This window comes from Pseudomonas sp. BJa5 (genome assembly GCF_030272875.2).
Lineage (GTDB): Bacteria > Pseudomonadota > Gammaproteobacteria > Pseudomonadales > Pseudomonadaceae > Aquipseudomonas.
On the sequence record NZ_JALRNG020000037.1, the window covers coordinates 1 to 22,950 of the forward strand.

At 63.5% G+C, this 22,950-nt stretch carries 23 protein-coding genes and 2 riboswitches; of the genes, 15 read left to right on the forward strand and 8 right to left on the reverse strand.

Annotation, left to right across the window (positions count from 1 at the left end; genetic code table 11):
• Nucleotides 1–248: 248 nt before the first annotated feature.
• Complete coding sequence (locus M2D63_RS19815; protein ID WP_285864695.1) at nucleotides 249–686, reverse strand: DUF1294 domain-containing protein; 438 nt, start codon at nucleotides 684–686, stop codon at nucleotides 249–251.
• A 4-nt stretch (nucleotides 687–690) separates the two neighbouring features.
• Nucleotides 691–1,521 carry an undecaprenyl-diphosphate phosphatase gene (locus M2D63_RS19820; RefSeq protein WP_285864696.1) on the reverse strand — a complete coding sequence of 277 codons (831 nt, stop codon included), beginning with the start codon at nucleotides 1,519–1,521 and terminating at the stop codon, nucleotides 691–693.
• 198 nt (nucleotides 1,522–1,719) lie between these two features.
• Between M2D63_RS19820 and M2D63_RS19825 the strand changes: the two genes are divergently transcribed.
• The 9 genes from M2D63_RS19825 to M2D63_RS19865 all read left to right on the forward strand — a co-directional run bounded on the left by M2D63_RS19825 (nucleotide 1,720) and on the right by M2D63_RS19865 (nucleotide 10,129).
• Nucleotides 1,720–3,354, forward strand: a complete 1,635-nt coding sequence (locus M2D63_RS19825; RefSeq protein WP_285864697.1) for a methyl-accepting chemotaxis protein — start codon at nucleotides 1,720–1,722, stop codon at nucleotides 3,352–3,354.
• A 156-nt stretch (nucleotides 3,355–3,510) separates the two neighbouring features.
• Complete coding sequence (pnuC, locus tag M2D63_RS19830) at nucleotides 3,511–4,077, forward strand: nicotinamide riboside transporter PnuC (RefSeq protein WP_285864698.1); 567 nt, start codon at nucleotides 3,511–3,513, stop codon at nucleotides 4,075–4,077.
• Complete coding sequence (locus M2D63_RS19835) at nucleotides 4,074–4,598, forward strand: AAA family ATPase (RefSeq protein WP_285864757.1); 525 nt, start codon at nucleotides 4,074–4,076, stop codon at nucleotides 4,596–4,598. The genes pnuC and M2D63_RS19835 overlap by 4 nt, the downstream gene beginning before the upstream one ends.
• Nucleotides 4,599–4,919: 321 nt before the next feature.
• Nucleotides 4,920–5,357, forward strand: coding sequence for a hypothetical protein (locus M2D63_RS19840; protein WP_285864699.1), 438 nt, complete (start codon nucleotides 4,920–4,922; stop codon nucleotides 5,355–5,357).
• Between the two features lies 1 nt (nucleotide 5,358).
• Nucleotides 5,359–5,931 carry an adhesin gene (locus M2D63_RS19845; RefSeq protein ID WP_285864700.1) on the forward strand — a complete coding sequence of 191 codons (573 nt, stop codon included), beginning with the start codon at nucleotides 5,359–5,361 and terminating at the stop codon, nucleotides 5,929–5,931.
• 52 nt (nucleotides 5,932–5,983) lie between these two features.
• Nucleotides 5,984–7,276, forward strand: coding sequence for a heme utilization protein (locus M2D63_RS19850; RefSeq protein ID WP_285864701.1), 1,293 nt, complete (start codon nucleotides 5,984–5,986; stop codon nucleotides 7,274–7,276).
• 65 nt (nucleotides 7,277–7,341) lie between these two features.
• On the forward strand, nucleotides 7,342–8,022 hold the full coding sequence (locus M2D63_RS19855) for a C39 family peptidase (protein WP_285864702.1): 681 nt from the start codon (nucleotides 7,342–7,344) through the stop codon (nucleotides 8,020–8,022).
• A gap of 33 nt (nucleotides 8,023–8,055) precedes the next feature.
• Nucleotides 8,056–8,802, forward strand: a complete 747-nt coding sequence (locus tag M2D63_RS19860; protein ID WP_285864703.1) for a hypothetical protein — start codon at nucleotides 8,056–8,058, stop codon at nucleotides 8,800–8,802.
• A gap of 46 nt (nucleotides 8,803–8,848) precedes the next feature.
• Nucleotides 8,849–10,129 carry a hypothetical protein gene (locus tag M2D63_RS19865; protein WP_285864704.1) on the forward strand — a complete coding sequence of 427 codons (1,281 nt, stop codon included), beginning with the start codon at nucleotides 8,849–8,851 and terminating at the stop codon, nucleotides 10,127–10,129.
• Between the two features lie 155 nt (nucleotides 10,130–10,284).
• Here M2D63_RS19865 and M2D63_RS19870 read toward each other — a convergent pair whose 3' ends face one another.
• Nucleotides 10,285–11,610: a sigma-54 dependent transcriptional regulator gene (locus M2D63_RS19870; protein ID WP_285864705.1), complete on the reverse strand. Its 1,326-nt coding sequence runs from the start codon at nucleotides 11,608–11,610 to the stop codon at nucleotides 10,285–10,287.
• A 317-nt stretch (nucleotides 11,611–11,927) separates the two neighbouring features.
• Between M2D63_RS19870 and M2D63_RS19875 the strand changes: the two genes are divergently transcribed.
• The gene (locus M2D63_RS19875) at nucleotides 11,928–12,194 is read left to right on the forward strand and encodes a hypothetical protein (protein WP_285864706.1); all 267 of its coding nucleotides are present in this window, start codon (nucleotides 11,928–11,930) and stop codon (nucleotides 12,192–12,194) included.
• Nucleotides 12,195–12,327: 133 nt separating this feature from the next.
• Here M2D63_RS19875 and M2D63_RS19880 read toward each other — a convergent pair whose 3' ends face one another.
• From M2D63_RS19880 to cobW, 4 genes are read right to left on the reverse strand one after another with little or no spacing between them, the layout of a single operon-like run.
• Nucleotides 12,328–12,942: a VWA domain-containing protein gene (locus M2D63_RS19880; RefSeq protein ID WP_285864758.1), complete on the reverse strand. Its 615-nt coding sequence runs from the start codon at nucleotides 12,940–12,942 to the stop codon at nucleotides 12,328–12,330.
• A 47-nt stretch (nucleotides 12,943–12,989) separates the two neighbouring features.
• Nucleotides 12,990–13,988 (reverse strand): ATP-binding protein, encoded by a 999-nt coding sequence (locus M2D63_RS19885; RefSeq protein ID WP_285864707.1) that lies wholly within the window; start codon nucleotides 13,986–13,988, stop codon nucleotides 12,990–12,992.
• 1 nt (nucleotide 13,989) lies between these two features.
• The gene (gene cobN / locus M2D63_RS19890) at nucleotides 13,990–17,751 is read right to left on the reverse strand and encodes a cobaltochelatase subunit CobN (protein ID WP_285864708.1); all 3,762 of its coding nucleotides are present in this window, start codon (nucleotides 17,749–17,751) and stop codon (nucleotides 13,990–13,992) included.
• Between the two features lie 3 nt (nucleotides 17,752–17,754).
• Nucleotides 17,755–18,822 carry a cobalamin biosynthesis protein CobW gene (gene cobW, locus M2D63_RS19895; RefSeq protein WP_285864709.1) on the reverse strand — a complete coding sequence of 356 codons (1,068 nt, stop codon included), beginning with the start codon at nucleotides 18,820–18,822 and terminating at the stop codon, nucleotides 17,755–17,757.
• 95 nt (nucleotides 18,823–18,917) lie between these two features.
• Nucleotides 18,918–19,116, reverse strand: a riboswitch (cobalamin riboswitch).
• Between the two features lie 59 nt (nucleotides 19,117–19,175).
• A riboswitch (cobalamin riboswitch) is annotated at nucleotides 19,176–19,402 on the forward strand.
• Between the two features lie 97 nt (nucleotides 19,403–19,499).
• Between cobW and M2D63_RS19900 the strand changes: the two genes are divergently transcribed.
• The 5 genes from M2D63_RS19900 to M2D63_RS19920 all read left to right on the forward strand — a co-directional run bounded on the left by M2D63_RS19900 (nucleotide 19,500) and on the right by M2D63_RS19920 (nucleotide 21,881).
• Nucleotides 19,500–19,685 carry a CbtB domain-containing protein gene (locus M2D63_RS19900; protein ID WP_130264559.1) on the forward strand — a complete coding sequence of 62 codons (186 nt, stop codon included), beginning with the start codon at nucleotides 19,500–19,502 and terminating at the stop codon, nucleotides 19,683–19,685.
• Nucleotides 19,686–19,695: 10 nt separating this feature from the next.
• Entirely contained in the window at nucleotides 19,696–20,388 is a 693-nt protein-coding gene (locus M2D63_RS19905) for a CbtA family protein (protein WP_285864710.1), read from the forward strand.
• Nucleotides 20,389–20,393: 5 nt separating this feature from the next.
• Nucleotides 20,394–20,795 (forward strand): cobalamin biosynthesis protein, encoded by a 402-nt coding sequence (locus M2D63_RS19910; protein WP_285864711.1) that lies wholly within the window; start codon nucleotides 20,394–20,396, stop codon nucleotides 20,793–20,795.
• Nucleotides 20,796–20,822: 27 nt separating this feature from the next.
• Complete coding sequence (cobM, locus tag M2D63_RS19915; protein WP_285864712.1) at nucleotides 20,823–21,569, forward strand: precorrin-4 C(11)-methyltransferase; 747 nt, start codon at nucleotides 20,823–20,825, stop codon at nucleotides 21,567–21,569.
• 66 nt (nucleotides 21,570–21,635) lie between these two features.
• Nucleotides 21,636–21,881 (forward strand): DUF1272 domain-containing protein, encoded by a 246-nt coding sequence (locus tag M2D63_RS19920; protein ID WP_285864713.1) that lies wholly within the window; start codon nucleotides 21,636–21,638, stop codon nucleotides 21,879–21,881.
• Between the two features lie 225 nt (nucleotides 21,882–22,106).
• Here M2D63_RS19920 and M2D63_RS19925 read toward each other — a convergent pair whose 3' ends face one another.
• Nucleotides 22,107–22,949 (reverse strand): CsgG/HfaB family protein, encoded by an 843-nt coding sequence (locus M2D63_RS19925; protein WP_285864714.1) that lies wholly within the window; start codon nucleotides 22,947–22,949, stop codon nucleotides 22,107–22,109.
• Nucleotide 22,950 lies beyond the last annotated feature (1 nt).

Consider the following 22,950-nt stretch of genomic DNA (forward strand, 5'->3'; position numbering starts at 1 on the left):
CGCGAGCCGTAGACTTGGCGAAGCAAGTCGTAGGCCGCGTGGCCCCGGAGGGCGCCGGAGCGAGGGGACCCGGAGCGAAGCGGAGGGCCGGATGCAGGAGCCAGCGGTTTTGCCTACTTTTCCCAAGAGAAAAGTAGGCCGCCGTAAGGGCGGAAGGGGCCAGCAGCGTCGCTGCATCGAATGGATAAGCCCGCAACCTCAACACCCAAACCCCAAACCCACACCCCACCGGGATTTCGTGAAGAACCTTATTTAAGCAGCGGCCCCAGGGCGAAGCCCAGCCAGTGACCACCCAACAGCAGATGATCGACCCAGAACAACTGGTGCAGGACGACAATACCCCAGAAGCTCAACTGGAACGACAGCTTGCGGGTCTTGTGGCGAAAGCGCTGCTGGGCCAGCAACGCCCCCGGCCAGCCCCCGCACAGCTCACTGGCGTGCAGGACCTTCTCCGGCGTACGCCAGCCCTGGTTGCGGGCCTGCTGCTTGTCACGCCAGTAGAGAACGAAGCTCACCAGGCTGACCAGCGGATAGACCACCGCCGGCAGCCATGACTGCCCGCTCACCAGCATCTGCAACGCCCCACCCAGCGGCAACAGGCACAGGCCGACAAAAGCCAGCAGCTTGCTGCGCGGATGCTGGATGGCACCGTTTGCCGGTGCGGCGCGCGATTGTGAACGGCTCATCGACTCAACCGTGCGCCACGGACCAGTCGACCAGGCCGAACTGCCAGGTCGCCAGGATGATCAGGCCGAAGACGATGCGGTACCAGGCGAACATCGCATAGCTGTGGTTGGCGATAAAACGCAGCAAGCCACGCACCGCGATCATGGCGAAGATGAACGAGACCACGAAACCGATGGCGAACACCGGGAAGTCGCCGGGCTGGAACAGCTCGCGGTACTTGTAGCCCGAATACACCGCCGCGCCCACCATGGTCGGCATGGCCAGGAAGAACGAGAACTCGGTGGCCGCCTTGCGCGACAGGCCGAACAGCAGGCCGCCGATGATGGTCGAACCGGAACGCGACGTACCCGGGATCATCGCCAGGCACTGGGCGCAACCGATTTTCAGGGCATCGGTCCAGCGCATGTCATCGACCTGCTCGACCTTGATCTGGTGCTTGCGTTGCTCGGCCCAGAGCATGATCACCCCGCCGATCACCAGTGCCGTGGCCACGGTGATGGGGTTGAACAGGTACTCGTGGATCAGGTCGGCGAACAGCACACCGAGGATCACCGCCGGTGTGAAGGCGATCAGCAGGTTGATGGTGAAGCGTTGTGCCTGGCGCTCCTTGGGCAAGCCCAGCACCACGTCGAAGATCTTGCGGCGAAATTCCCAGACTACAGCGAGGATCGCACCCAGCTGGATGATGATGTTGAAGGCCATGGCCCGCTCACCACCGAAATTGATCAGGTCCGCGACAACGATCTGGTGACCGGTGCTGGAAATCGGCAAGAACTCGGTCAAGCCTTCGACAATACCCAGTATGACGGCCTGCAGGCCAGCCCAAAGATCCATTATTCCCCCAGAAAAGATCACACACCCTTCAGGTTTATCCCGAAGGGGCCGAAATCCTATCAGACCTCTCGTGCAAACGCTGCTGGTCGGCGCAACACAGCTCGACACATCAGGCACTTAGCCCTTGGTCGAGTGGGTGCAGGGACAAAAGCATGCTGGGATGCGCACAAGAATAAAAACAAGTGGGGTGACCGTTCCATGAAGATGCTTCGCACAATGTCCATCAGCCGCCGCTTGTGGCTGATCCTGGTGGTGGCGGTGGTGATGCTGCTGACCCTGGGCCTGCTGATGCTCCGGCAGATCCACGGCGACCTGTACCAGGCCAAGGCCGAGAAGACTCGCCATGTGGTGGAAACCGCAGCCGGCGTGCTGGCCTACTACCAGGGCCTGGAAGCCGCCGGCAGCCTCAGCCGCGAAGCTGCCCAGCAACAAGCCCTGAGTGCGGTGCGCGGCTTGCGCTATGACCAGAACGACTACTTCTGGATCAACGACCTGGGGCCGAAGATGATCATGCACCCCACCAACCCCAAGCTCGATGGCCAGGACCTCTCCGGCATCCGCGACCCCGACGGTTTCGCCCTGTTCAGCGAGATGGCAAGGCTGGCCAGCACCCAGGGCGCCGGCAGCATCGACTACCGCTGGCCCAAGCCCGGGGCCAGCGAGCCGGTGGCAAAGACCTCCTATATCCAGCTGTTCAAGCCCTGGGGCTGGGTCATCGGCTCGGGGGTCTACATCGATGACATGCAGGCCGAGTTCATGCGCCAGTTGCGCGACGCCTCCTTGCTGGGCCTGGGCATCGCCCTGGTCATGGCCCTGTTGGTGATGCTGATCGCCCGCAGCATCGCCCGCCCCTTGCAGGAAGCGGTGGACGCCATGGCCATGATCGCCAGTGGCGAAAGCGACCTGACCCGGCGCCTGGACACCCATGGCCGCGATGAAGTGACCCACCTGGGTGAGCACTTCAACCGCTTTGCCGGCAAGTTGCAAGGCGTCATCGGCCAATTGCAGGGGGCGGCCCATGCCCTGGGGCAGTCGGCCATGGATGTCGGCAGCAACGCCAACCAGGCCCAGCATCGCAGCGAGCAGCAATCACAACAGATGGAGCAAGTGGCGACCGCCATCAACGAAGTCACCTACGCCGTGCAGGATGTGGCCAGGAATGCCGAGCAGGCCTCCAGCGAAATGCAAGAGGCCCAGCACCGCGCCCAGCAGGGGCAAAGCAGTATCCATGGCAGCTTGCAGCAGATCGATCAGCTGTCGGGCACCATCGATGAAGCCGTGCAGGTGATCCAGGCGCTGGCCAGCCAGAGCACCAAGATCGGCAGCGTGCTTGAAGTGATCCGTTCGATTGCCGAGCAGACCAACCTGCTGGCCCTCAATGCCGCCATCGAGGCGGCCCGGGCGGGCGAGCAAGGCCGTGGTTTTGCCGTGGTCGCCGATGAGGTGCGCCTGCTGGCCCAGCGCACCCAGCAATCGACGGCAGAGATCCAGACCATGATCGAGCACCTGCAGGGACAATCCGAGGCAGCGGTCAAAGCCATCGACGCCAGCAGCGAAGCGTCGCGCCAGACCATCGAGCAGGCCAGCCAGGCCGGCGTCAGCCTGGACGCCATCAGCCAGGCCCTGAACAACCTCACCGCCCTCAATGCCTCGATTGCCAGTGCCACGCTGCAACAGTCCCACGTGGTCGAGGAAATCAACCGCAACGTCACCGACACCGCCGACCTGTCGCGCCAGACCGCCATGGCCGCGCAACAATCGAGCGATGCCGGGGTGGCGTTGAACCAGTTGCGCGAGCAACTGGATCGGTTGTTGGGCCAGTTCCGGGTGTAACGCACCAGCGGTAGTCGCGGTCTTGCTGTGGGAGCGGGCTTGCCCCGCGATTGCGGTGTACCAGTCGCATCGCATCGCGGGGCAAGCCCGCTCCTACCGGGGCGTCATACAAGGTACAATCCCCGCCCCTCCCTTCGAACCTGCCAAGGAACGCCGATGTCCGGCCTCGAATTGTTCGCCGCCGTGCTCGGCGTTATCGCCGTGTGGCTCACTACCCGCCAGAACCCGCTGTGCTGGCCCATCGGCCTGGTGATGGTGCTGCTCTACAGCTGGATTTTCTTCGAAGTGCGCCTGTACTCGGACATGCTCCTGCAACTGATCTACGCCGTGCTCCAACTCTACGGCTGGTGGCAGTGGACCCGCCCCGACAGCAAGCACCAGGCCCGCCAGGTCAGCAGCCTGGGCACCCAGTCGATGATCTTCCACCTCGGCGTTGGCCTGCTGGGCAGCCTGGCCCTGGGCGCGGCCATGGCCACCTGGACCGATGCCGCACAACCCTGGCTGGACGCGGCACTGACTGCTTTCAGCCTGGTGGCGCAACTGTGGATGGCACAAAAACGTGTGCAGTGCTGGCCGCTGTGGATCGTGCTGGATGTGATCTTCGTCGGCTTGTTCCTGTACAAGGCGCTGTACCTGACCGCAGCACTCTATGCCCTGTTCACCCTGATTGCGGTGCAAGGCTGGCGTGAATGGCGGCGCGATCCGGCATTGGTCTGCGCATGAAGGTCCTGGTGCTGACCGGCCCGGAATCCAGCGGCAAAAGCTGGTTGGCGCAAGCGATTCACGCCAAATTTGGCGGCATAGTGGTCGATGAGTACGTACGGCACTTTATCGACAGCGAAGCCCGCGAGACCTGCTACGCTGACATTCCGGCGATAGCACTGGGCCAGCTGGCCTGGGAAGACGCCGCGCGCGCCAAACAACCGACGCTGTTGATTCTCGATACGCATCTGTTGAGCAATATCCTCTGGAGTCGCGCCTTGTTTGGCGCTTGCCCGGCATGGCTCGAGGAAGCTTTATTGATGCGCCACTATGACCTGCACTTGCTGCTCAGCCCCGAGTCCATCGCCTGGCACGACGACGGGCAACGCTGCCAGCCGGCACTGAGCGAGCGCCAGGCGTTTTTCCAGGCCACCCACGACTGGCTGGCCCTGCACCAGCAGCCTTGTCAGGTGCTGCAGGGCGACTGGGCGCAGCGTAAGTGTGCAGCCTTTGCAGCCGTCACCCGATTGCTCGGGGCCTGACCGCATCATTGCTGCAACATGTCCATTCCTGAAACACTCCACACAGTGCAAAGCCGCGAGCTAGAGCGGACCGAGCATGTTCGCGGAAAAGTGTTAAACGCCTGAAACAGTCGACGTGCGAGCCCCTTGATGAGCAATGGCGGCGGCACGGTCGGGGCGTGCTCACCACCCGTGTCTCAACAGCGTTACAACATTTTTTTGACAATTCTTCCACATAACGACAAGCCGTTGTTTTTACGTGGCAAATAAAAACCGGCACAGCTTCTGCTCTCTTCCTTGCAACGCTGCACAGCCCAGCGCTCTGAATAAGGAATTGCCATCGTGAGGAAACTGGATAAAGGCATTTATCGCCTCCTGTTGATCGGATGTGCACTGGGAGCAAGCTTCAGTATGACTGCCCAGGCCGAGAACGGAATCGTCGTCATTACCCGTGATGTGCAGCCCCGCAATGCGGTGGTCAAGCCCCTCATGCCCGATCCCTACCCGACCACCGTCAATACCAACCCGTCCGCGCACATCCTCAAACAGACTAACGAATTGAGCGACGGTGACTTTGCCGGCATCAGCAGTGGCGCAGGTATCTCCTCCCTGGTCACGCAACAGACCAACAACCTGGGCGGCAATATCAGCAACCAGAGCCAACTGCCCAACCTGGCCGGTGGACGTGGTACCGGCTCAGGCAACGGCATCTCCAACATGGTCAACTCAACCGTGCAGAAGGGCCTGGCGCCCCTGCAGATCCTGACCGGAGGCAAGTGAGATGAGGCACACGCTGCTGATTCTGGCCACGTTTTGCAGTGCATCGGCCTTCGCCCAGTCCCCAGTGATCAACAACGCCACCATCGACAATTCCGGCAAGCAGTACCAGGGCAACCTCACGGTCAACCAGGCTGCCGGCGATCTACAGCAGCAGGCCAACGTGCGGGCCTTCGCCATTGGCCATGACGCCAGCGCGACCACAGAGGTTCGCCAGCGCCTGCGCACACAGGTCGACCCTGCGATGGATGCCCGGTCCAGCATCCAGGGCGACGCCTTCACCAACGGCAGCGGTGCTCTGGGAGTCAACCAGAGCGCGGGCGCCAGCAACCAGCAAGCCAACGCACTGCGCATCAGCATCAGTGCCCAGCCACAAAGTCTCGACGACAGCGTCCTCATGCAACAGAACGTGGCGCTGCTCAGAAGCTCCGATCCAGCTGACTCCGCACCCGGCCATCGCCAGGTCACTACCAGTGACCAGGCCTTCACCGGTAGCCGTGGGGTGATTCAGCTGAATCAGAGCGCCGGGGTGGGAAACCGCATGGCCAACACCCTGAGCGTACGGGTCGTGGATTGACCCAAACAGGTAAGAACAACACTTAACCTAAAATAAAGTACGGAGAATCACCATGAAACCCTCGATGGCACTCAAGCCTCTGGTTTTCGCAATTGCTGCGGTCATGGCTGTTGCTGTACAAGCTGGGCAAAACGATCGTCGTGGTCATCATCACAACCACCACCAAAAACCACCAACCAAAATCAGCGTCTACGCCGATGCCAGTGCGTACGACAAGCAGAGCAGCACCAACAACTACATCGTAAACGAAGGCACCGAGAACGATGCCGAGATGTCCAGCTCGGCCAGCGGCACCAGCGGCAACGTCGGCGTCAACGTGGCGGCCGGTAACGGCAACCAACAAGACAACGCCGCCGCCATCGCCAACGCCGGCTCCGTGTCGGAAATCGATAACACCTTCGTATTCGGCGATGCCGAATCCACTGCACGCGTCACTCAGTACAGCAACAACAACAAGGTCTACAACCACGGCGCCACCAACTCCGCTGTGATGAGCGGATCGGGTGAAAATGGCAGCGGCAACATGGGCATCAACATTGCCGCCGGCGACCTCAACCAACAGAAAAACACCATGGCCATTGCCAACACCAATGCGCCGCTGGGTAATGCAAGCGCTACCGCCTCTGCCGAGCAAAGCGGCCCAGGCCTGGTGGTCATCAACAACGCCGATCGGACCTATCGTGTAGATACTCTGACCTTCACCACAGACATCAGTGGCAGCTCTTCTCGCGAGAAATCGTTCGAAGCCAGCGGCAGCCAAAGCAGGTCCTCGAGCTTCGAAGTGGCCGGTTCGAAGAGCCACAGCGCAAGTGGCTCTAACCACTACGAAGCAAGCGGCTCCAACATGCATAAGGCAAGTGGCTCGAAGAGCTTCACCCTGGATGCTGATCTGGAAGCTAGCTTCGATGCCTCCAAAACCGTTTCCTGGGATTATGGCCGTCATCACAATGGCGAAAAAACCAAGTCCGTGGAAGCTGAGCTGAATGCATCGCTGTACGTAGATGTCGATAAATCGTGGGAGAAAAAGAACAGCTCCTCGTTCGAGAAAGAGCGCGACTCTTCGTTCGAGAAGAAGTTCGAGTCCTCCTTCGAGAAATCGGGCAGCAAGTCGTCTGAGTCCGAGTGGGAAAAAGCAAAAAGCTTCAGCGAGAGCGACTCGTTTGAGCTGAGCAAAACTGTCTCGTTCCAAGTGCTGACCCCAACCGGCTGGGCTAACCCTGTAACCAACACTGCAACCCTGAGCGGTTCGGTGAATGGCGGCAGTGGCAACCTGGGTGTCAACGTGGCTGCTGGTGTGGGCAACCAACAAAGCAACTCGCTGGCCATCTCCAACACTTCGATGTAATGACCGCGGTCTGGAGGCCCCCTTCGGGGGGCCTTTTTTCAACTCGAACCAGAAGGCGTCCACTCATGCGCATTATCGCCCTGGCGTTTTTGCTTTGCGTAGCCAGCATCAGCGAAGCGGCCCAGATGCCCCTCTCCGTCCTGCCGGGTGGTGCGGTGGTGTTCAAGCCCATCCAGAGCGTGCGCGAGCGCAAATTCGCCGACCTGGTGCAACAGAAAACCGACTTCAGTTGCGGTGCAGCAGCCCTGGCGACCATCTTGCGCCAGGCCTATTGGCTGGACGTGAATGAAGAACAGATTATCGAAGGCATGCTGGCCCACGCCGATCAGGATCTGGTCAAGGTCCAGGGCTTCTCCATGCTCGACATGAAGAAGTACATAGAAAGCCTCGGCATGCGTGCCCGTGGCTACCGGGTACAACCCGACGCCTTGAACAATGTGCGCATTCCCGTAGTGGTGCTGATGGATGTACGTGGCTACAAGCATTTTGTCGTCATGCAACGCGTCGACAAAGGCTGGGTGTACATCGGCGACCCGGTGCTCGGCCATAAACGCTACAAGCTCGACGACTTTGTCAAAGGCTGGAACGGCATCATCTTCGCCGTCATCGGCAAGGGTTATGACAAGAACAATGTCTTGCTCACCCCGCCTCTGCCGCTGACCGCCAAGAACCGCGTCAACGCCTTCACCCCGGTGCAAGACGCCGAGTTGATGGATTTCGGATTCATCCAGAGCGACTTCTTCTAATGACAAGGGAGCATGAAGCTCCGGGAGCATCCAATGAAGACTCCACTGTGGCTGGCCATGGTTTGCCTGGCTGCCAGCCTGCCGACCCAGGCACAGACACTCAAGCCCATCGAATTGAAGGACCAGGAACTGGCGAACCTGCGGGGTCGCTATGTCATGCCAGGACGCATCGTCAGTTTCGGCATCGTCATGACCAGCGCCTGGCAAAATGCCAATGGCGAAGTGATCGGGGCAACCTCCTCGATGCAAGTCCAGCAAACGACCATCAAGCCCCAGTTCTATGTGTCGATGATCGATGAAAAAGGCATGAACTCGGCGCGCACGCAAAGTGCCGGCACCGGTACCGTCACCGGCGGCAGCGGCCTGAACAGCACCGAAGGCGTCACTCAGGTCGTGCGAGCGGCCGGCGACAACAACGCCGCCTACAATAACGTCGATATCAACGTCACCAAGGCCAACCAGGCACCCGCCACACAACCACAAGGCGAGGCACTGGCCGCAGGTTCGACCCTGGTTGGCGCCAATGGCGCAGGTTCGCTGAGCGTATCCTCCACCGGCAGCGGTGTGCAGTTCAACATCGTCGCCAACAACAACCAGGGCAGCAGTGCGCAACGCCTGGGCCAGGGTGGACTGATGCAGAACACGACCTTGCTTGGCAGCGGAAACCGGGTCAGCAACTTCACCTCCCTCAATGTCGTACTGCGTGAAAACGTGCCTAGCGCCGGGTCGGTGAACGGGAACCTGGACCAGCTCAAAGGTCTTCGCACTCTCGGATTCTGATCTACGCTCAGTCTCATCAAATGCAGTTAGAAGGGACGGCTAACCCATGCACCGATCGTTAACGTTCAGAGCTATCGTTTGTTTGAGTAGCCTGACCCCGGCGACATTGCTCCACGCAGCACCGGACCCTCAGGTCGAAGCATTAAAACAAGAACTCATGGAGTTGAAACAGCGTTACGAAGTACAGCAGAAGGCGCTGATGGTCCTCGAACAGCGCGTTCGCCAGGTTGAAGAAGCACCGGCGGCACCGCCTCCCAAACGTCTGACCAAGTCCCCCGCCGAATCGGTCAAGGGTGGTCAGACGGTGGCCGCGGGTGCGCCGGGAACCACCGGCAGTTCATACGGCCAGTCGCTCAAGGAAGACTCGGAACCGGCGCAGAGTGTGTCCAACCTGTACGACGAAGCCAGCGGCTTCTTCGGCGGCGGCAAGTTCAGTGTCGAAACCGGCCTGACCTACACGCACTACGATACCCGTGCCCTGGTGCTCAACGGTTTCCTGGCGCTGGACTCGATTTTCCTCGGCAACATCAACCTGGACCGCATCAAGGCCGACAACTGGACCCTGGACCTGACCGCCCGCTACAACCTGGACCAACGCTGGCAGTTCGACATCAACGTCCCGGTGGTCTACCGCGAATCGACCTACTCCTCCGGAGGTGCCGGTGGTGCTGGTCCGACCACCTCCGACGCAAGCGTCACCCGCGATCCGACCATCGGCGATGTCAACTTCGGTGTGGCCTACAAATTCCTCGATGAATCGGAAAACCTGCCCGACGCGGTCCTCACCCTGCGCGTCAAGGCCCCGACCGGGGATGATCCCTATGGCATCAAACTGGTCAACGACCCCAACAACGACAACCTCTCGGTGCCTGAAGACCTGCCGACCGGCAACGGTGTGTGGGCGATCACACCGGGTATCTCGCTGGTCAAGACCTTCGACCCGGCCGTGCTGTTCGGCAGCCTGGCCTACACCTACAACATGGAGGATTCGTTCAGCGACATCAGCCCGACGGTCAACACCAAGGTCCCGGGTGACGTGAAACTCGGCGACTCCTGGCAGGTCGGTGCCGGTATTGCATTCGCCTTGAACGAGAAGATGAGTATGTCGTTCTCGTTCACCGACCAGTTCGCCCGCAAGACCAAGATCAAGCCCGATGGTGGCGACTGGCAATCGGTGTCCAACAGCGACTACAACTCGGCCAACTTCAACATCGGCATGACCCTTGCCGCCACCGACAACCTGACCATCGTCCCCAACCTCGCCATCGGCCTGACCGAAGACTCGCCGGACTTCTCCTTCAGCCTGAAATTCCCGTACTACTTCTGATCCCGGCCCCTATGAAAAAGCCCGCCTCGGCGGGCTTTTTCATGGTAGGCCACTGAACTGTGGGAGCGGGCTTGCCCTGCGATTGCGAGCTGTCAGCCACATCCAATCGCGGGGCAAGCCCGCTCCTACAGCAAATCATTCCCAAGGCCCGTAGTTCAGCGAATCTGGTGTTTACGCAGCAACCGATAGAACGTCGGCCGGGAAATCCCCAGCACCTTGGCGGCAATGCTCAAGTTGTCGCTGTGCCGGTTGAGCACATCGCACAAGGCCTGGCGCTCGGCGCGGTGCTTGTAGTCTTCGAGGGTGCCCATGCTCGGTGCGAAAGCATGCTGGCTGACCAGGCCCAAATCCTGGGCCTCGATCTGCCGGCCTTCGGCCAGAACCAGGCCACGCCTGACCCGGTTGGCCAGTTCGCGCACATTGCCCGGCCAGTCGTGCTTGCCCATCGCCACCAGGGCGTCCTCACTGAAACTGCGCGGACGTCGCCCGGTTTCCAGGCTGTAGAAGTGGGCAAAGTGGTTGGCCAGCATCGACAGGTCGCCGTGCCGGTCGCGCAAGGGCGCGGTGACCACTTGCAGGACGTTGAGCCGGTAATACAGGTCCTCACGAAAGCGACCGCAAGCAATGGCCTTTTCCAGATCGACGTGGGTAGCTGCCAGCACCCGCACATCGACGTTGATCGGCTGGCTGCCACCGACCCGTTCGATGTGCTTTTCCTGCAGGAAACGCAGCAGGTTGGCCTGCAGCTCCAGGGGCAAGTCACCGATTTCGTCGAGAAACAGCGTGCCGCCATTGGCCGCCTCGATGCGACCGACCTTGCGCTGGTGGGCGCCGGTAAATGCGCCCTTCTCATGGCCGAACAGTTCCGATTGAATCAAATGTTCCGGGATCGCCCCGCAGTTGATCGGCACAAAGGGTTTGTCGTGGCGCTGCGACTGGCGATGCAGGGTGCGCGCCACCAGTTCCTTGCCGGTGCCGCTCTCGCCGCGAATCAGCACTGGCGACTCGGTGGGCGCCAGCTTGCTGAGCAGCTTACGCAGCTCGCGAATCGGCCGGCTATCGCCCAGCAGCTCGTGTTCGAGCTCCTCCACATGGGTATTGCCCTTGCCACGCAGGCGCGCCATGCCGAAGGCGCGGCCAATGGTGACCTGCACCCGGGACACGTCGAAGGGCAAGGTGTGAAAGTCGAAGAACCATTCGCAGACAAAGTCACCGACGTTCTGCATGCGCAGTTCATCAGGGCTGAGCACTGCAATCCATTCGGTGTTGCTACGGCTGATCAGGTCCTTGACCGCATCGGGGTGACGCAGGTGATTAGCCTGCAAACGCAGCAGGCCGACATCGCAGGGATACTCCAGGGCTGACGAAAGCGTACAGCTTCGAACATCCCAGCCGACACTGCGCAAGCCTGGCAATAATCGGTGGCAATCGTCGCAAGGGTCGACGATCAGCAGGCTGCGGTTGGATGCAGGTTCAAGCATGACCTTTCCTTGGCGCCAATTGTTGGAATTTTAAGTAGAAACAGCAAGTTGGCAGGCCCGTTTGTAACAGTAGCAACGATGCGTCAAACGCCCACTACCGTCTGTCTGCAAAGCATTGAAAGAATGCATAGCCCAGGGAATTTTCCTGAACTTTCAACGTCTGAGGCGCCACGCGCAGGGGCGATTTTTTTTGCACTGAAACAATTATTTTCAAGTCGCTTGTGACTCCACCCCGTACTGCGCGCATCAGTACAAGTAACTCACCGCAAACGCTTGCGGTTTATATAGATGTTTGGGCCCACAGAGAGACCGAACCCATGAATGCTCCGCTGCGAGTCAACGAAGCACTGCTGATTGCCGACCACGCTTTCGAACCCTACCACTGCGTTGCCTGGGATTCGCCCAATGGCACCGGGGTACTGAGCCTGGCGGTGATCGACCGGACCAGCACCCGACTGGGCGCCAAGCAGGTCTCCAGCAGCATCTATTCGGACCCGGCACGCCTGGCTGGTCTGATCGAGGAAATGCGCGCCGAACTGAAACAACAAGGCTGCCAGCTGCAAGACTGGTCGATGCCCAAGTAAGTTGCATCGACACTTGAGTTGATAAGCGGCGCGTATCTTCAGGGTGCGCGCCGGGCAACTTGCAAGTTGCCCGATTCCAACACTGCGACATTAGGTCGCAACACCCTCACGTACTGTTCGGTACGTGCCTTTGTTATTCAATCCGTTTAAAACTTTCAATCGTCCGGTAGTCGGCGCCCAACTGCTGCGCCAACAACTGTGCGCGTCCCAGACGCACGGGCGAGCGCTCGATATCCACGACCAGGCTCGGACAAGGCATTGGTTGCAACGCAGGCCAGGCCTTGAGCCTGCCGTCGGTCAGGACCAGGCAACGTTGCTGCTCCTGCCGATAGCGGCGCTGGCGTGCCTGCAACCAGTCACGAGCCTGCTCCAGGGCCGCCAGCAGCGGCGTACCGCCGCCGGCGCCGAGGCTGTCGAGCCAGGGTTGCAGGGCCGCCGAGGCCTTCAGGCCATGGCGCTGCCAGTGCGGTGCATTGCCGCTGGCGGTCAACAAGGCCAGACGTGCCCGCTGCCGGTAGGCCTGGTCGAAGAACCCGGCGAGCAAACCCTTGGCCTGGCTCAAGGCCTGGTGACGCCGGGTCGAGGCCGAGGCATCGACAATCACCAGCCACAGTTCATGGGCGCTGGCCGTGCGCTGCTGCCAGCGCAGGTCACGGCGCTGCCGGGGCCGGCCCTTGAGCAAGGTGGCCGGCCAGGCGACCACACCGCCGCCCGCCTCGCGGGCGCGCCCTCGGGAACCCTGCTCGATGGCACCTGGCCGGGGCCGGGCATCCGCCGTGGCCGAGCGGCGGATGCTCAGGGCTTTTTTGCCCAGTTCGGTACCTCGCGCCGGGCACCTGTGGGTGCGGCCTGGGCTGGCATTTCACCCCAGGTGCCCTGCCCCGGCTGCTCAGCTGCGGCCTGAGCACCTTGGGACGAGGCGCCAGGCGGCTGCTGAGGGGCCTGTTCATTACGCCGATGACGCAGGGCGAATTCGGCCACCGCATCGATATCCTGCGTCTCGATCTGCCCGGCACCGCGCCAGGCGGCATGGGCGCGGGCGGCGCGCAGCCAGACCAGGTCGGCGCGCAGGCCGTCGACACCGGCGGCAAAACACCGCTCGGTGATCTGCGCCAGGGCCTGGTCGTCCAGCGCAATCTGCGCCAGTTGCTCACGGGCCTGCTGACAGCGCTGGCGCAGCTGCGCCTGGGCTGGCGCCCACTGGGCGCAGAACGCCTGCGGGTCGGCGTCGAAATCCAGGCGCCGGCGAATGATCTGCCCGCGCGCCTCGGGGGCCGGTTGCCCGTGCAGGGCAACGTTGAGTCCGAAGCGATCGAGCAACTGCGGGCGTAGCTCGCCTTCTTCCGGGTTCATGGTGCCGATCAGCACGAAGCGGGCGCTGTGGCGGTGGGAGATGCCATCACGTTCGACCCGGTTGGTGCCACTGGCGGCCACATCCAGCAGCAAGTCGACCAGGTGATCGGCCAGCAGGTTGACTTCATCGACGTACAACACGCCGCCGTCGGCCTTGGCCAGCACCCCCGGCGAGAACTGCGCCTTGCCCTGCCCCAGTGCCGCGTCCAGGTCCAGGGTACCGACCAGACGCTCCTCGCTGGCACCCAGCGGCAAGGTCACGAACGGCCCGTCGCCGAGCAGATCGGCCAGGCCCCGGGCCAGGGTGCTCTTGGCCATGCCGCGCGGGCCTTCGATCAACACGCCGCCGATCTTCGGATCGATGGCGGTCAGGCACAGGGCCAGCTTCAGTTCATCGGCACCGACCACGGCAGACAGGGGAAAATGTGCAGGTTCAGTCATCTCAAGTCTCTTCCTCGCCGTCCAGCAGTTGCTCTTCCAGGGCCTGGCGGTAGCTGCCCGGTTGTTCCCAGAGGCCGCGCTGCTGGGCTTCGAGCAGGCGCTCGGTGATATCGCGCAGGGCTTCGGGGTTGTGCTGGCGGATAAAGTCGCGGGTCGGGCCGTCGAGCACATAGGCATCGGCCAGCGACCGGTAATGGTGATCGTCGATCAGGTGCGTGGTGGCATCGAAGGCGAACAGGTTATCGACGGTGGCCGCCAGTTCGAAGGCACCTTTATAGCCGTGGCGCTTGACCCCGTCGATCCACTTGGGATTGAGCGCGCGGGCGCGGATCACCCGGTTGAGCTCTTCTTTCAAGGTGCGGATACGCGGTCGGTCCGGCTGGCTGTGGTCGCCGTGGTAGCTGGCCACGGCCTGGCCACCCAGGCTTTCCACCGCGGCCAGCATGCCGCCCTGGAACTGGTAGTAGTCGTTGGAATCGAGCAGGTCGTGCTCATGGTTGTCCTGGTTCTGGATCACCGCCTGCACCCGGGCCAGGCGCCGGGCGAAGTCGGCGCGTGCCGGGGTACCCTGGTCGGCCGTACCGTAGGCGTACCCGCCGTGGTTGAGGTAGACCTCGGCCAGGTCCTGGCGGTTGTGCCACAGGCGCCCGTCGATGGCGTTCTGCACACCGGCGCCATAGGCACCCGGCTTGGCGCCAAAAATCCGCCAGCCGGCCTGGCGTGCCGCCTGCTCGCCGCTCAGCCCCTGCTGCTCAAGCTCCGCCCGCTCGCTGCGCACCCGTGCCGCCAACGGGTTGAGGTCGTCGGGCTCGTCCAGCGCCGCCACCGCTTGCACGGCGGCGTCGAACAATTTGATCAGGTTGCCGAAGGCGTCGCGGAAGAACCCCGAGACCCTCAAGGTCACATCCACCCGTGGCCGGTCGAGCAGGCTCAGGGGCAGGATCTCGAAGTCATCGACCCGCTGGCTGCCGCTGGCCCACACCGGGCGCACGCCGAGCAAGGCCATGGCCTGGGCGATGTCGTCGCCGCCGGTGCGCATGGTCGCCGTGCCCCATACCGACAGGCCCAGCTGGCGCAGGTGATCGCCATGCTCCTGCAGGTGACGTTCGAGAATCAGGTTGGCCGAGGCGAAACCGATGCGCCAGGCGGTGGTGGTCGGCAGGTTGCGCACATCGACGGTATAGAAGTTGCGACCGGTCGGCAGCACGTCGAGACGACCGCGGCTCGGTGCACCGCTGGGACCCGCCGGCACGAAGCGGCCCTGCAAGGCGGCCAGCAATCCCTGCAGTTCGGCGGGACCGCAGGCGTCCAGCTGTGGCGCAACGGTGTCGACCAGGGCCTGCAACACGGCGCGCACCTCGGCCCAGGGCTCGTCCTGTGGAACCTGCGTCACACCGGCGAGGCTCTGTTCGATCAGCATCAACGCCAAGGCTTCGAGACGCTCGCGAGTGTCACCCGCGGTGCGCCACAGGTCGTTGCCAAGCCCCTGCAATTGCACCGGACGCGGCCCTTCCCAGGGCTGACCGAGGTCGCAATCGAGCGGATCGAAGCCCAGCGCCAAGGCCCTGGCCAGCGCCCGCAGCAGGCTGGCATTGGCACCGCGGCCATCGCCACGGGCGACCCGCAGCAAGGCCAGCAAGGTATCGCTGCGCAGGCGGCCGACCGGCGATTCGCCGAACACATGCAGGCCGTCACGGATCTGCGATTCCTTGAGGTCGCACAGGTAGGTGTCCAGGCGCGGCAGCCACACGGCGGCATCGTCCAGCTCGCCTTCGAGTTGCAGCTCACGGTCGATATGGTTGTTGCGCACCAGTTCAAGGATGTCACGTTGCAGCTCGGCGGCCCGGCGCGGGTCGAGCAACTGCGCCTCGTAGTACTCGTCGGCCAGCGCCTCCAGGTGACGCAGCGGGCCGTAGGTCTCGGCACGGGTCAACGGCGGCATCAGGTGATCGATGATCACCGCCTGGGTGCGGCGCTTGGCCTGGGCGCCCTCGCCCGGGTCGTTGACGATAAAGGGGTAGATGTTCGGCAGCGGCCCGAGCAAGGCATCGGGCCAGCAACGGTCGGACAGGCCGACACCCTTGCCCGGCAGCCACTCAAGGTTGCCGTGCTTGCCGACATGGATCAGCGCATCGGCGGCAAAGCCGTGGCGCAACCAGAAATAGAACGCCAGGTAACCGTGCGGCGGCACCAGGTCGGGGTCGTGGTACACCGCGCTCTGGTCCAGCTGGTAGCCCCGCGCCGGCTGGATACCGACGAAGGTCAGGCCGAAGCGCAGGCCGGCGACCATCATCCGGCCATTGCGGAACATCGGGTCCTGCTGCGGCTCGCCCCAGCGCTCGCGCACGGCGTCCTGGTTGGCCTGGGGCAAGGCGGCGAAAGCGGCCAGGTAGTCGTCCAGGGCCATGCTTTGCAGGCAGGGTCGCTGGTCGAGGCTGTCCAGGTCGTTGCTGACCCCGCCCAGCAGCGCCTGGATCAGCGCCGTGCCGCTGTCGGGCAGCTCGGCCAGCGGGTAGCCCTGGGCCTTGAGGGCGCGCAGGATGTTCAGCGCCGCTGCCGGGGTGTCCAGCCCCACGCCGTTGCCGATGCGCCCGTCGCGGGTCGGGTAGTTGGCCAGCACCAGGGCCACGCGCTTGTCACGGTTGGGCAACTGCGCCAATGCACACCAGCGCCGGGCCAGTTCGGCGACAAAGTCCATGCGTTCGGCATGGGGCCGGTAGCAGACCACGTCCGACTGGCTGCGTTCGCTGCGCCAGGCCAGGTCCTTGAAGCTGATCGGCCGGGTGATGATGCGCCCGTCCAGCTCCGGCAAAACGATATGCATCGCCAGGTCGCGAGCGCCCAGGCCCTGCTCGCTGGCCTGCCAGCCCGGCTCGTTATCCTGGGCGCAGATCGCCTGCAGCACCGGAATATCCCGGCGAAACGGTCGCAGGTGCGGCTGCTCCGGGCTGGACTGGGCAAAGCCCGTGGTGTTGATGATCAGCGCAGCGTCGACCTCGTCCAGCCAGGCTTCGACCTGGGCCAGGCAGCCGGCCTCCTTGAGGCTGGCCACGGCAATCGGCAAGGGGTTGAGCCCGGCCCGTTGCAAGCGTTGGCAAAACGTATCGATAAAAGCGGTGTTGGCCGCCTGCAGGTGCGAGCGGTAGAACAGGATGGGTACCACCGGCTGTTCGACCTGCCACTGGCCGAACCAGTCCTGCAATTCGGCAGCGGCCCTTTCAGGGTGGTACACCGCCGTACGCGGTAGTTGCTGCGGTTCAGCCCAAGGGTAGTCGCGCCCGAGCCAGAGGCTGGCCAGGCAGTTGAACAGGTTCAGGGCGTTGGCCTTGCCGCCCTGGCGCAAAAAGTGCCAGAGCCGTTCGGCCTGTTCGGCCGGCACGTTGCCTAGGCCGGTCAGTTCCGGGTCCGGGTGATCGTCACCAGGTACCAGGATCAATTTGACGCCACGGTTCGCCAGCTCCAGTAGCTGCTCGACACCGTAGCGCCAGTAGCCGACCCCGCCATGCAACGACACCAGGATGACCTTGGCATGGCGCAGCACCTCGTCGATATAGAGGTCGACCGAGGCGTGGTTCTGCACCTGCATGGGGTTGGCCAGGCGCAGGCTGGGATAATCCTCGGGCAACTGCCGGGCAGTTTCGGCCAGCAGTGCCAGGTGCGAGTCACCGCTGCAGAGGATTACCAGCTCGGCCGGGGTCTGGCCGAGGTCGGCAATGCTGTCGTCCGGTACGAAACCACCGGGCTGGGTCCGCAGCAGGTGCATGGATCAGGCGCCCAGGGCGGCGCGCAGGCTCGCCTCCAGGTGCGCGGCATCCAGTTCCTGGCCGATCAGCACCAGGCGTGTGGTGCGCGGTTCTTCACTGCGCCAGGCGCGGTCGAAATGCTTGTCGAAACGGGTGCCCACGCCCTGGATCAGCAGGCGCATCGGCTTGCCGGGCACGGCGGCAAAGCCCTTGACCCGCAGGATGCCGTGCTGCACCACCAGTTGGGTCAGGGCATCGAGCAGCAGGCTTTCGTCGGCTTCAGGCAATTCGATGGAGATCGAGTCGAAGGCGTCGTGGTCATGATCGTCATGATCGTCGCCGTCATGATGGGAATCGTGGTGGGTACGGCGGCCATCGATGTGCACTTCGGACTCGGCGCCCAGGCCCAGCAGCACATCCAGTGGCAGGCGGCCGTTGCTCGCTTCGATCACCTTGACCGCTGGCGGCAGCTCTTCCTGTACCTCGGCGCGGACCTTGGCCAGGTCGGCGGCGGCGATCAGGTCGGCCTTGTTCAGCACCACCAGGTCGGCGCTGGCCAACTGGTCGGCGAACAGCTCGTGCAGTGGCGACTCGTGGTCCAGGTTCGGATCGAGCTTGCGCTGGGCATCGACCTGGTCCGGGTAGGCGGCGAAGGTGCCAGCGGCCACGGCCGGGCTGTCGACCACGGTGATCACCGCATCGACGGTGCAGGCATTGCGGATTTCCGGCCACTGGAAGGCCTGGACCAAAGGCTTTGGCAGGGCCAGGCCACTGGTTTCGATGAGGATGTGGTCCAGGTCGCCGCGACGGGCCACCAGCTCGCGCATCACCGGGAAGAACTCTTCCTGCACGGTGCAGCACAGGCAACCGTTGGCCAGTTCATAGACGCGGCCGCTGGCCTCTTCCTCGGTGCAGCCGATGCTGCACTGCTTGAGGATCTCGCCATCGATGCCCAGCTCGCCGAACTCGTTGACGATCACCGCGATGCGCCGCCCCTGGGCGTTGTCGAGCATGTGCCGCAGCAGCGTGGTCTTGCCCGAGCCGAGAAAGCCGGTAACGATGGTGACAGGGAGTTTGGCCAGTGTTTTCATGTCGATGCCCTTGGCAGGATGGCGGGCATGCGCGACGAGAGCCGCAGGTACCTTGACCTGGGCGCGTTCGCCACCGGATCACCCCGCCCGGTTTAATGTCGGAAACTGTTCGAGGCAGGTCTCCTGGCTTGCACTGCACCGGCCGACGAGCCAGTCGAACGACGCCTTCCCGCAGTGATGCAGTGGCTGTGTCGAACGCTTCAATGCTTACAGTTGCGGGGGCAGCCGCGGCTTGTACCGCGTTCCCGTCTTAGCTTCGGTCGCTGCCGAAGAACCTCGAAGCGGCTAGGCTACGCAGTGCCCGGTGAGTGGTCAACTGCTGTCACGATTGACGCCCGGCCGCCCCCGTGATTTGCTATGCCATTCGTTTGGGTGCCCTTGACTGGGTGAAACGGGAAACCGGTGCGTCAGCGCATGTGATCGACATGCCCGACAAGTCCGGTGCTGCCCCCGCAACGGTAAGCGAGAAAAGCGTCAGAACCACTGTGCCTGTAGTCCGGCATGGGAAGGTGACGCCAGTGGCAAGGCTATCAGCCTGCCCTCGCCAGCCCGGAGACCGGCCCAATACCGATTCTGACAAACCCGCGGTGGGCGGGCGCTGTTGAACCCTTGGACGGTCCTCGTGCAGGGGCTCGTTGCGCTTGCCTGTTGCCCGACAACACCCAGAGGAAAGCGCCATGCGTACCAGCACCGCCAGTCATTCCGCCGTTACCCCGTCCAGCCTCAGCCAGCGCCTGCTGGTCGCCGTCGGCGCCTCGCTGCTGGGCCTGTGCCTGGTGTACTTCGCCGGCTTTTCGCATATCGAAGCGGTGCACAATGCCGCCCACGACACCCGCCACAGCGCTGCCTTCCCTTGCCACTGAGTAGCTGTCGATGATCAAGCGTATCGCTCGCACCGCAGGTTTTGCCGGCCTGCTGGCCGCCCTGCTGCTGACCCTGCTGCAAAGCTTCTGGGTCGCGCCGCTGATTCTTGAGGCGGAAACCTATGAAAGCGCGGCACCGGCGGTCGAAGCCCACGCGCACGCGCCCGGGGTGGCGGCCGACCATCACCACGACAGCGAAGCCTGGGCACCGGAAGATGGCTGGCAGCGCGTACTGTCGACCACCGGTGGCAACCTGGTGGTGGCCGTCGGTTTTGCCCTGATCCTGGCCGCGCTCTACACCCTGCGCGCGCCGAAGACCGTGCTCAGCGGTGCGCTCTGGGGCCTGGGCGGCTTTGCCGTGTTCTGCCTGGCGCCAACCCTGGGCCTGCCGCCCGAGCTGCCGGGCACCGCTGCCGCCGACCTGGCCCAGCGTCAGACCTGGTGGGTGGGCACCGCTGCTGCCACCGCCGCGGGACTGGCACTGATCGCGTTTGCCCACAACTGGCTGTTCAAGATCGTGGGTGCGGTACTGCTGGTCATCCCTCACGTGATCGGCGCACCGCAGCCTGAAGTGCATGAGATGCTTGCCCCCCAAGCCCTGGAAACCGAGTTCAAGGTCGCCTCGCTGCTGACCAACGCCGCGTTCTGGCTGGCCCTGGGCCTGCTCAGCGCCTGGCTCTACCGTCGTTCGAGCCAGGCCTGATCGCCATGCCGCTGTACGTCGGCCTGGGGTGCCGACGGGGTTGCCCGGCCGAAACGCTGGGCGACCTGCTGGAGCAGACCCTCAAGGCCCACGGCTTGCACCTGGACGCCGTCGCGGGCCTGGCCAGCATCGACCTCAAGCAGGATGAGCCCGGGCTGCAGCAACTGGCCCGGCGCCTCAAGCTGCCTTTATTATTCTTCAGCGCCGCGCAACTGGCGCCCTTCGAGCCTCGCCTGAGCCATCGCTCGCAGGTGGCCTACCAGCACAGCGGTTGCTACGGCGTTGCCGAAAGCGCGGCGCTGGCCCTGGCCGAGCACCTGGCGGGCAAGGCACAGCTGCGCGTGACCCGCACCCTGCTGGCCGACGCCAGCCTGGCCATCGCCACAACCCCAGGCGTTGGCGGATAATCCGCACTTTCTTCCCAAGGACCTCCCATGACCGTCTATTTCATCGGTGCCGGCCCCGGCGATCCCGAGCTGATCACCGTCAAGGGCCAGCGCCTGATCCATCGCTGCCCGGTGATCATCTATGCCGGCTCCCTGGTGCCGGCCGCCGTGCTCGAAGGGCACAGCGCGCAGACGGTCATCAACAGCGCCGAACTGCACCTGGCGCAGATCATCGAGGCGATCAAGGACGCCCACGACCAGGGCCTGGACGTGGCCCGGGTGCACAGCGGCGACCCGAGCCTGTACGGCGCCATCGGCGAACAGATCCGCTACCTGCGCGAGCTGGGCATTCCCTACCAGATCGTCCCCGGCGTCACCGCGGTGGCGGCCAGCGCCGCCCTGCTCGGCTGCGAGCTGACCCTGCCGGACATCGCCCAGACCGTGATCCTCACCCGCTATGGCGACAAGTCACCGATGCCCGCCGGCGAGCAACTGGCGGACCTGGCCCGCCATGGCTGCACCCTGGCGATTCACCTGGGGGTCAAGCACCTGCACAAGATCGTCGAGCAGCTGCGCCCGCACTATGGCGGCGACTGCCCGATCGCCGTGGTGCACCGCGCCACCTGGCCGGACCAGGACTGGGTGCTGGACACCCTGGACGGGATTGTCCAGCAGGTGGAGGCCAAGGGATTCCGGCGTACGGCGCTGATCCTGGTCGGGCGGGTGCTGGCCAGCGACAGCTTTTCCGAGTCGGCGCTGTACCGCGCCAGCCATGCCCACCTCTATCGTCCCTGAGGGTATTGTCGCGGGGCCGGGCCGGTAGCACACTGGCGGTTCCGCCCACCTTCAGAGGACCTGATCATGCTCGAACTGCGCCCCAACTGTGAATGCTGTGGCCGCGACCTGCCCGGTGACAGCCAGGAGGCTTTGATCTGCTCGTTCGAATGCACCTTCTGTGTTGATTGCAATGAGCGCCAGCTCAAGGGCCAGTGCCCCAACTGTGGTGGCGAGCTGGTCAAGCGCCCGGCGCGGGCGGCGGCCAAGCTGGTGAAGTATCCGGCCTCGACCCAGCGGATCGTCAAGGAACAGGGTTGCCCGACGCACTGAGTAACGGGGACTGGCAAGGCGTTGCCTTGCATCGCAGGCTTCGCCAGCTCCCACAGTCCCCACACTTCCCACACTCCCCACACTCCCAACAGCCCCCCACACTCCCAACAGCCCCCACACACTCCCCACACTCCCAACAGCCCCCACACTCCCCACAGTTCCCACAACAGCCTGGAGAACAGGGCTGTTGTGGGAGCTGGCGATAGCCTGCGACGGGCATAAAGATCACGGCACCTGATACTGGCTCAGGTACTTGTCCAGCACCGCCTTGTCGCCACTGCCATCGCCGGCCACCTGCCACAGGCGCCGCTCGATGCCCTGGGCCAGCAGGTGCCCCACCGCCGACTCGATGGCCGACAGCACGCACAGTTGCGCCGGTTCGTTGGTGGTGTAGCCCACCTCGGCTTCCAGCAGTTTCTTGAACTCGATGAACTTGAACACCCCGGCGCTGCGGCCGACCGAGTAGATGGTCTTGCTGGTCATGACGTTGGCCAGCACCTGGCCGCTGCGCACGTCCACCGCCCGCAGGTTGACGGTCACCTGGTCGACCCGGTACTCGCGGGAGATGTCGATACCCAGGTAGCGCGCGCCCTCCCCGCCGCTGCGCACGTTGGTGTCGTAGGCGATGATGCCGCCTTCGAGCATCAGGTTGGCCGCCTGCAACGGTGGCAGTTCGCCCTGGATGTTCACCGGGGTATCGGGCTTTTTCTGCGAGGCGCGGATGATCTTGCGCTCGGTCAGCAGGTTCTGCAGCCCTTCGCGCTCCAGCACCATGAACCAGCCACTGGCCTGCAGGGCATCCATCAGCATGCTCGCCGCCCCCTGGGTCACGCTGGTGGAGAAGGAACTGGCCGGGGTCGGTTTGTATTGCCCGGTCTGGTCGCGAAAGCCGTAGACCACGGCCATCAGCCGGCCTTTTGGCCGCGGCATGTTGATCAGGTCATAGTAGGTCGAGGCCCGAGGTGTCAGGGTCGGAATATCCGCGTCCTGTTCGGCTGGCATTGGTTCACGCAGGCTGCAACCTTGCAGCGCGGCCAACATCAATACTGTGGTCAGAAGTCGTTTCATG

What these genes read in the sequence shown, in the direction of transcription:
- M2D63_RS19815 (WP_285864695.1), bottom strand. Translation starts at nt 686, where the DNA reads ATGAGCCGTTCACAATCGCGCGCCGCACCGGCAAACGGTGCCATCCAG.
- M2D63_RS19820 (WP_285864696.1), bottom strand. Translation starts at nt 1,521, where the DNA reads ATGGATCTTTGGGCTGGCCTGCAGGCCGTCATACTGGGTATTGTCGAA.
- M2D63_RS19825 (WP_285864697.1), top strand. Translation starts at nt 1,720, where the DNA reads ATGAAGATGCTTCGCACAATGTCCATCAGCCGCCGCTTGTGGCTGATC.
- pnuC (WP_285864698.1), top strand. Translation starts at nt 3,511, where the DNA reads ATGTCCGGCCTCGAATTGTTCGCCGCCGTGCTCGGCGTTATCGCCGTG.
- M2D63_RS19835 (WP_285864757.1), top strand. Translation starts at nt 4,074, where the DNA reads ATGAAGGTCCTGGTGCTGACCGGCCCGGAATCCAGCGGCAAAAGCTGG.
- M2D63_RS19845 (WP_285864700.1), top strand. Translation starts at nt 5,359, where the DNA reads ATGAGGCACACGCTGCTGATTCTGGCCACGTTTTGCAGTGCATCGGCC.
- M2D63_RS19850 (WP_285864701.1), top strand. Translation starts at nt 5,984, where the DNA reads ATGAAACCCTCGATGGCACTCAAGCCTCTGGTTTTCGCAATTGCTGCG.
- M2D63_RS19855 (WP_285864702.1), top strand. Translation starts at nt 7,342, where the DNA reads ATGCGCATTATCGCCCTGGCGTTTTTGCTTTGCGTAGCCAGCATCAGC.
- M2D63_RS19860 (WP_285864703.1), top strand. Translation starts at nt 8,056, where the DNA reads ATGAAGACTCCACTGTGGCTGGCCATGGTTTGCCTGGCTGCCAGCCTG.
- M2D63_RS19865 (WP_285864704.1), top strand. Translation starts at nt 8,849, where the DNA reads ATGCACCGATCGTTAACGTTCAGAGCTATCGTTTGTTTGAGTAGCCTG.
- M2D63_RS19870 (WP_285864705.1), bottom strand. Translation starts at nt 11,610, where the DNA reads ATGCTTGAACCTGCATCCAACCGCAGCCTGCTGATCGTCGACCCTTGC.
- M2D63_RS19875 (WP_285864706.1), top strand. Translation starts at nt 11,928, where the DNA reads ATGAATGCTCCGCTGCGAGTCAACGAAGCACTGCTGATTGCCGACCAC.
- M2D63_RS19885 (WP_285864707.1), bottom strand. Translation starts at nt 13,988, where the DNA reads ATGACTGAACCTGCACATTTTCCCCTGTCTGCCGTGGTCGGTGCCGAT.
- cobN (WP_285864708.1), bottom strand. Translation starts at nt 17,751, where the DNA reads ATGCACCTGCTGCGGACCCAGCCCGGTGGTTTCGTACCGGACGACAGC.
- cobW (WP_285864709.1), bottom strand. Translation starts at nt 18,822, where the DNA reads ATGAAAACACTGGCCAAACTCCCTGTCACCATCGTTACCGGCTTTCTC.
- M2D63_RS19900 (WP_130264559.1), top strand. Translation starts at nt 19,500, where the DNA reads ATGCGTACCAGCACCGCCAGTCATTCCGCCGTTACCCCGTCCAGCCTC.
- M2D63_RS19905 (WP_285864710.1), top strand. Translation starts at nt 19,696, where the DNA reads ATGATCAAGCGTATCGCTCGCACCGCAGGTTTTGCCGGCCTGCTGGCC.
- M2D63_RS19910 (WP_285864711.1), top strand. Translation starts at nt 20,394, where the DNA reads ATGCCGCTGTACGTCGGCCTGGGGTGCCGACGGGGTTGCCCGGCCGAA.
- cobM (WP_285864712.1), top strand. Translation starts at nt 20,823, where the DNA reads ATGACCGTCTATTTCATCGGTGCCGGCCCCGGCGATCCCGAGCTGATC.
- M2D63_RS19920 (WP_285864713.1), top strand. Translation starts at nt 21,636, where the DNA reads ATGCTCGAACTGCGCCCCAACTGTGAATGCTGTGGCCGCGACCTGCCC.
- M2D63_RS19925 (WP_285864714.1), bottom strand. Translation starts at nt 22,949, where the DNA reads ATGAAACGACTTCTGACCACAGTATTGATGTTGGCCGCGCTGCAAGGT.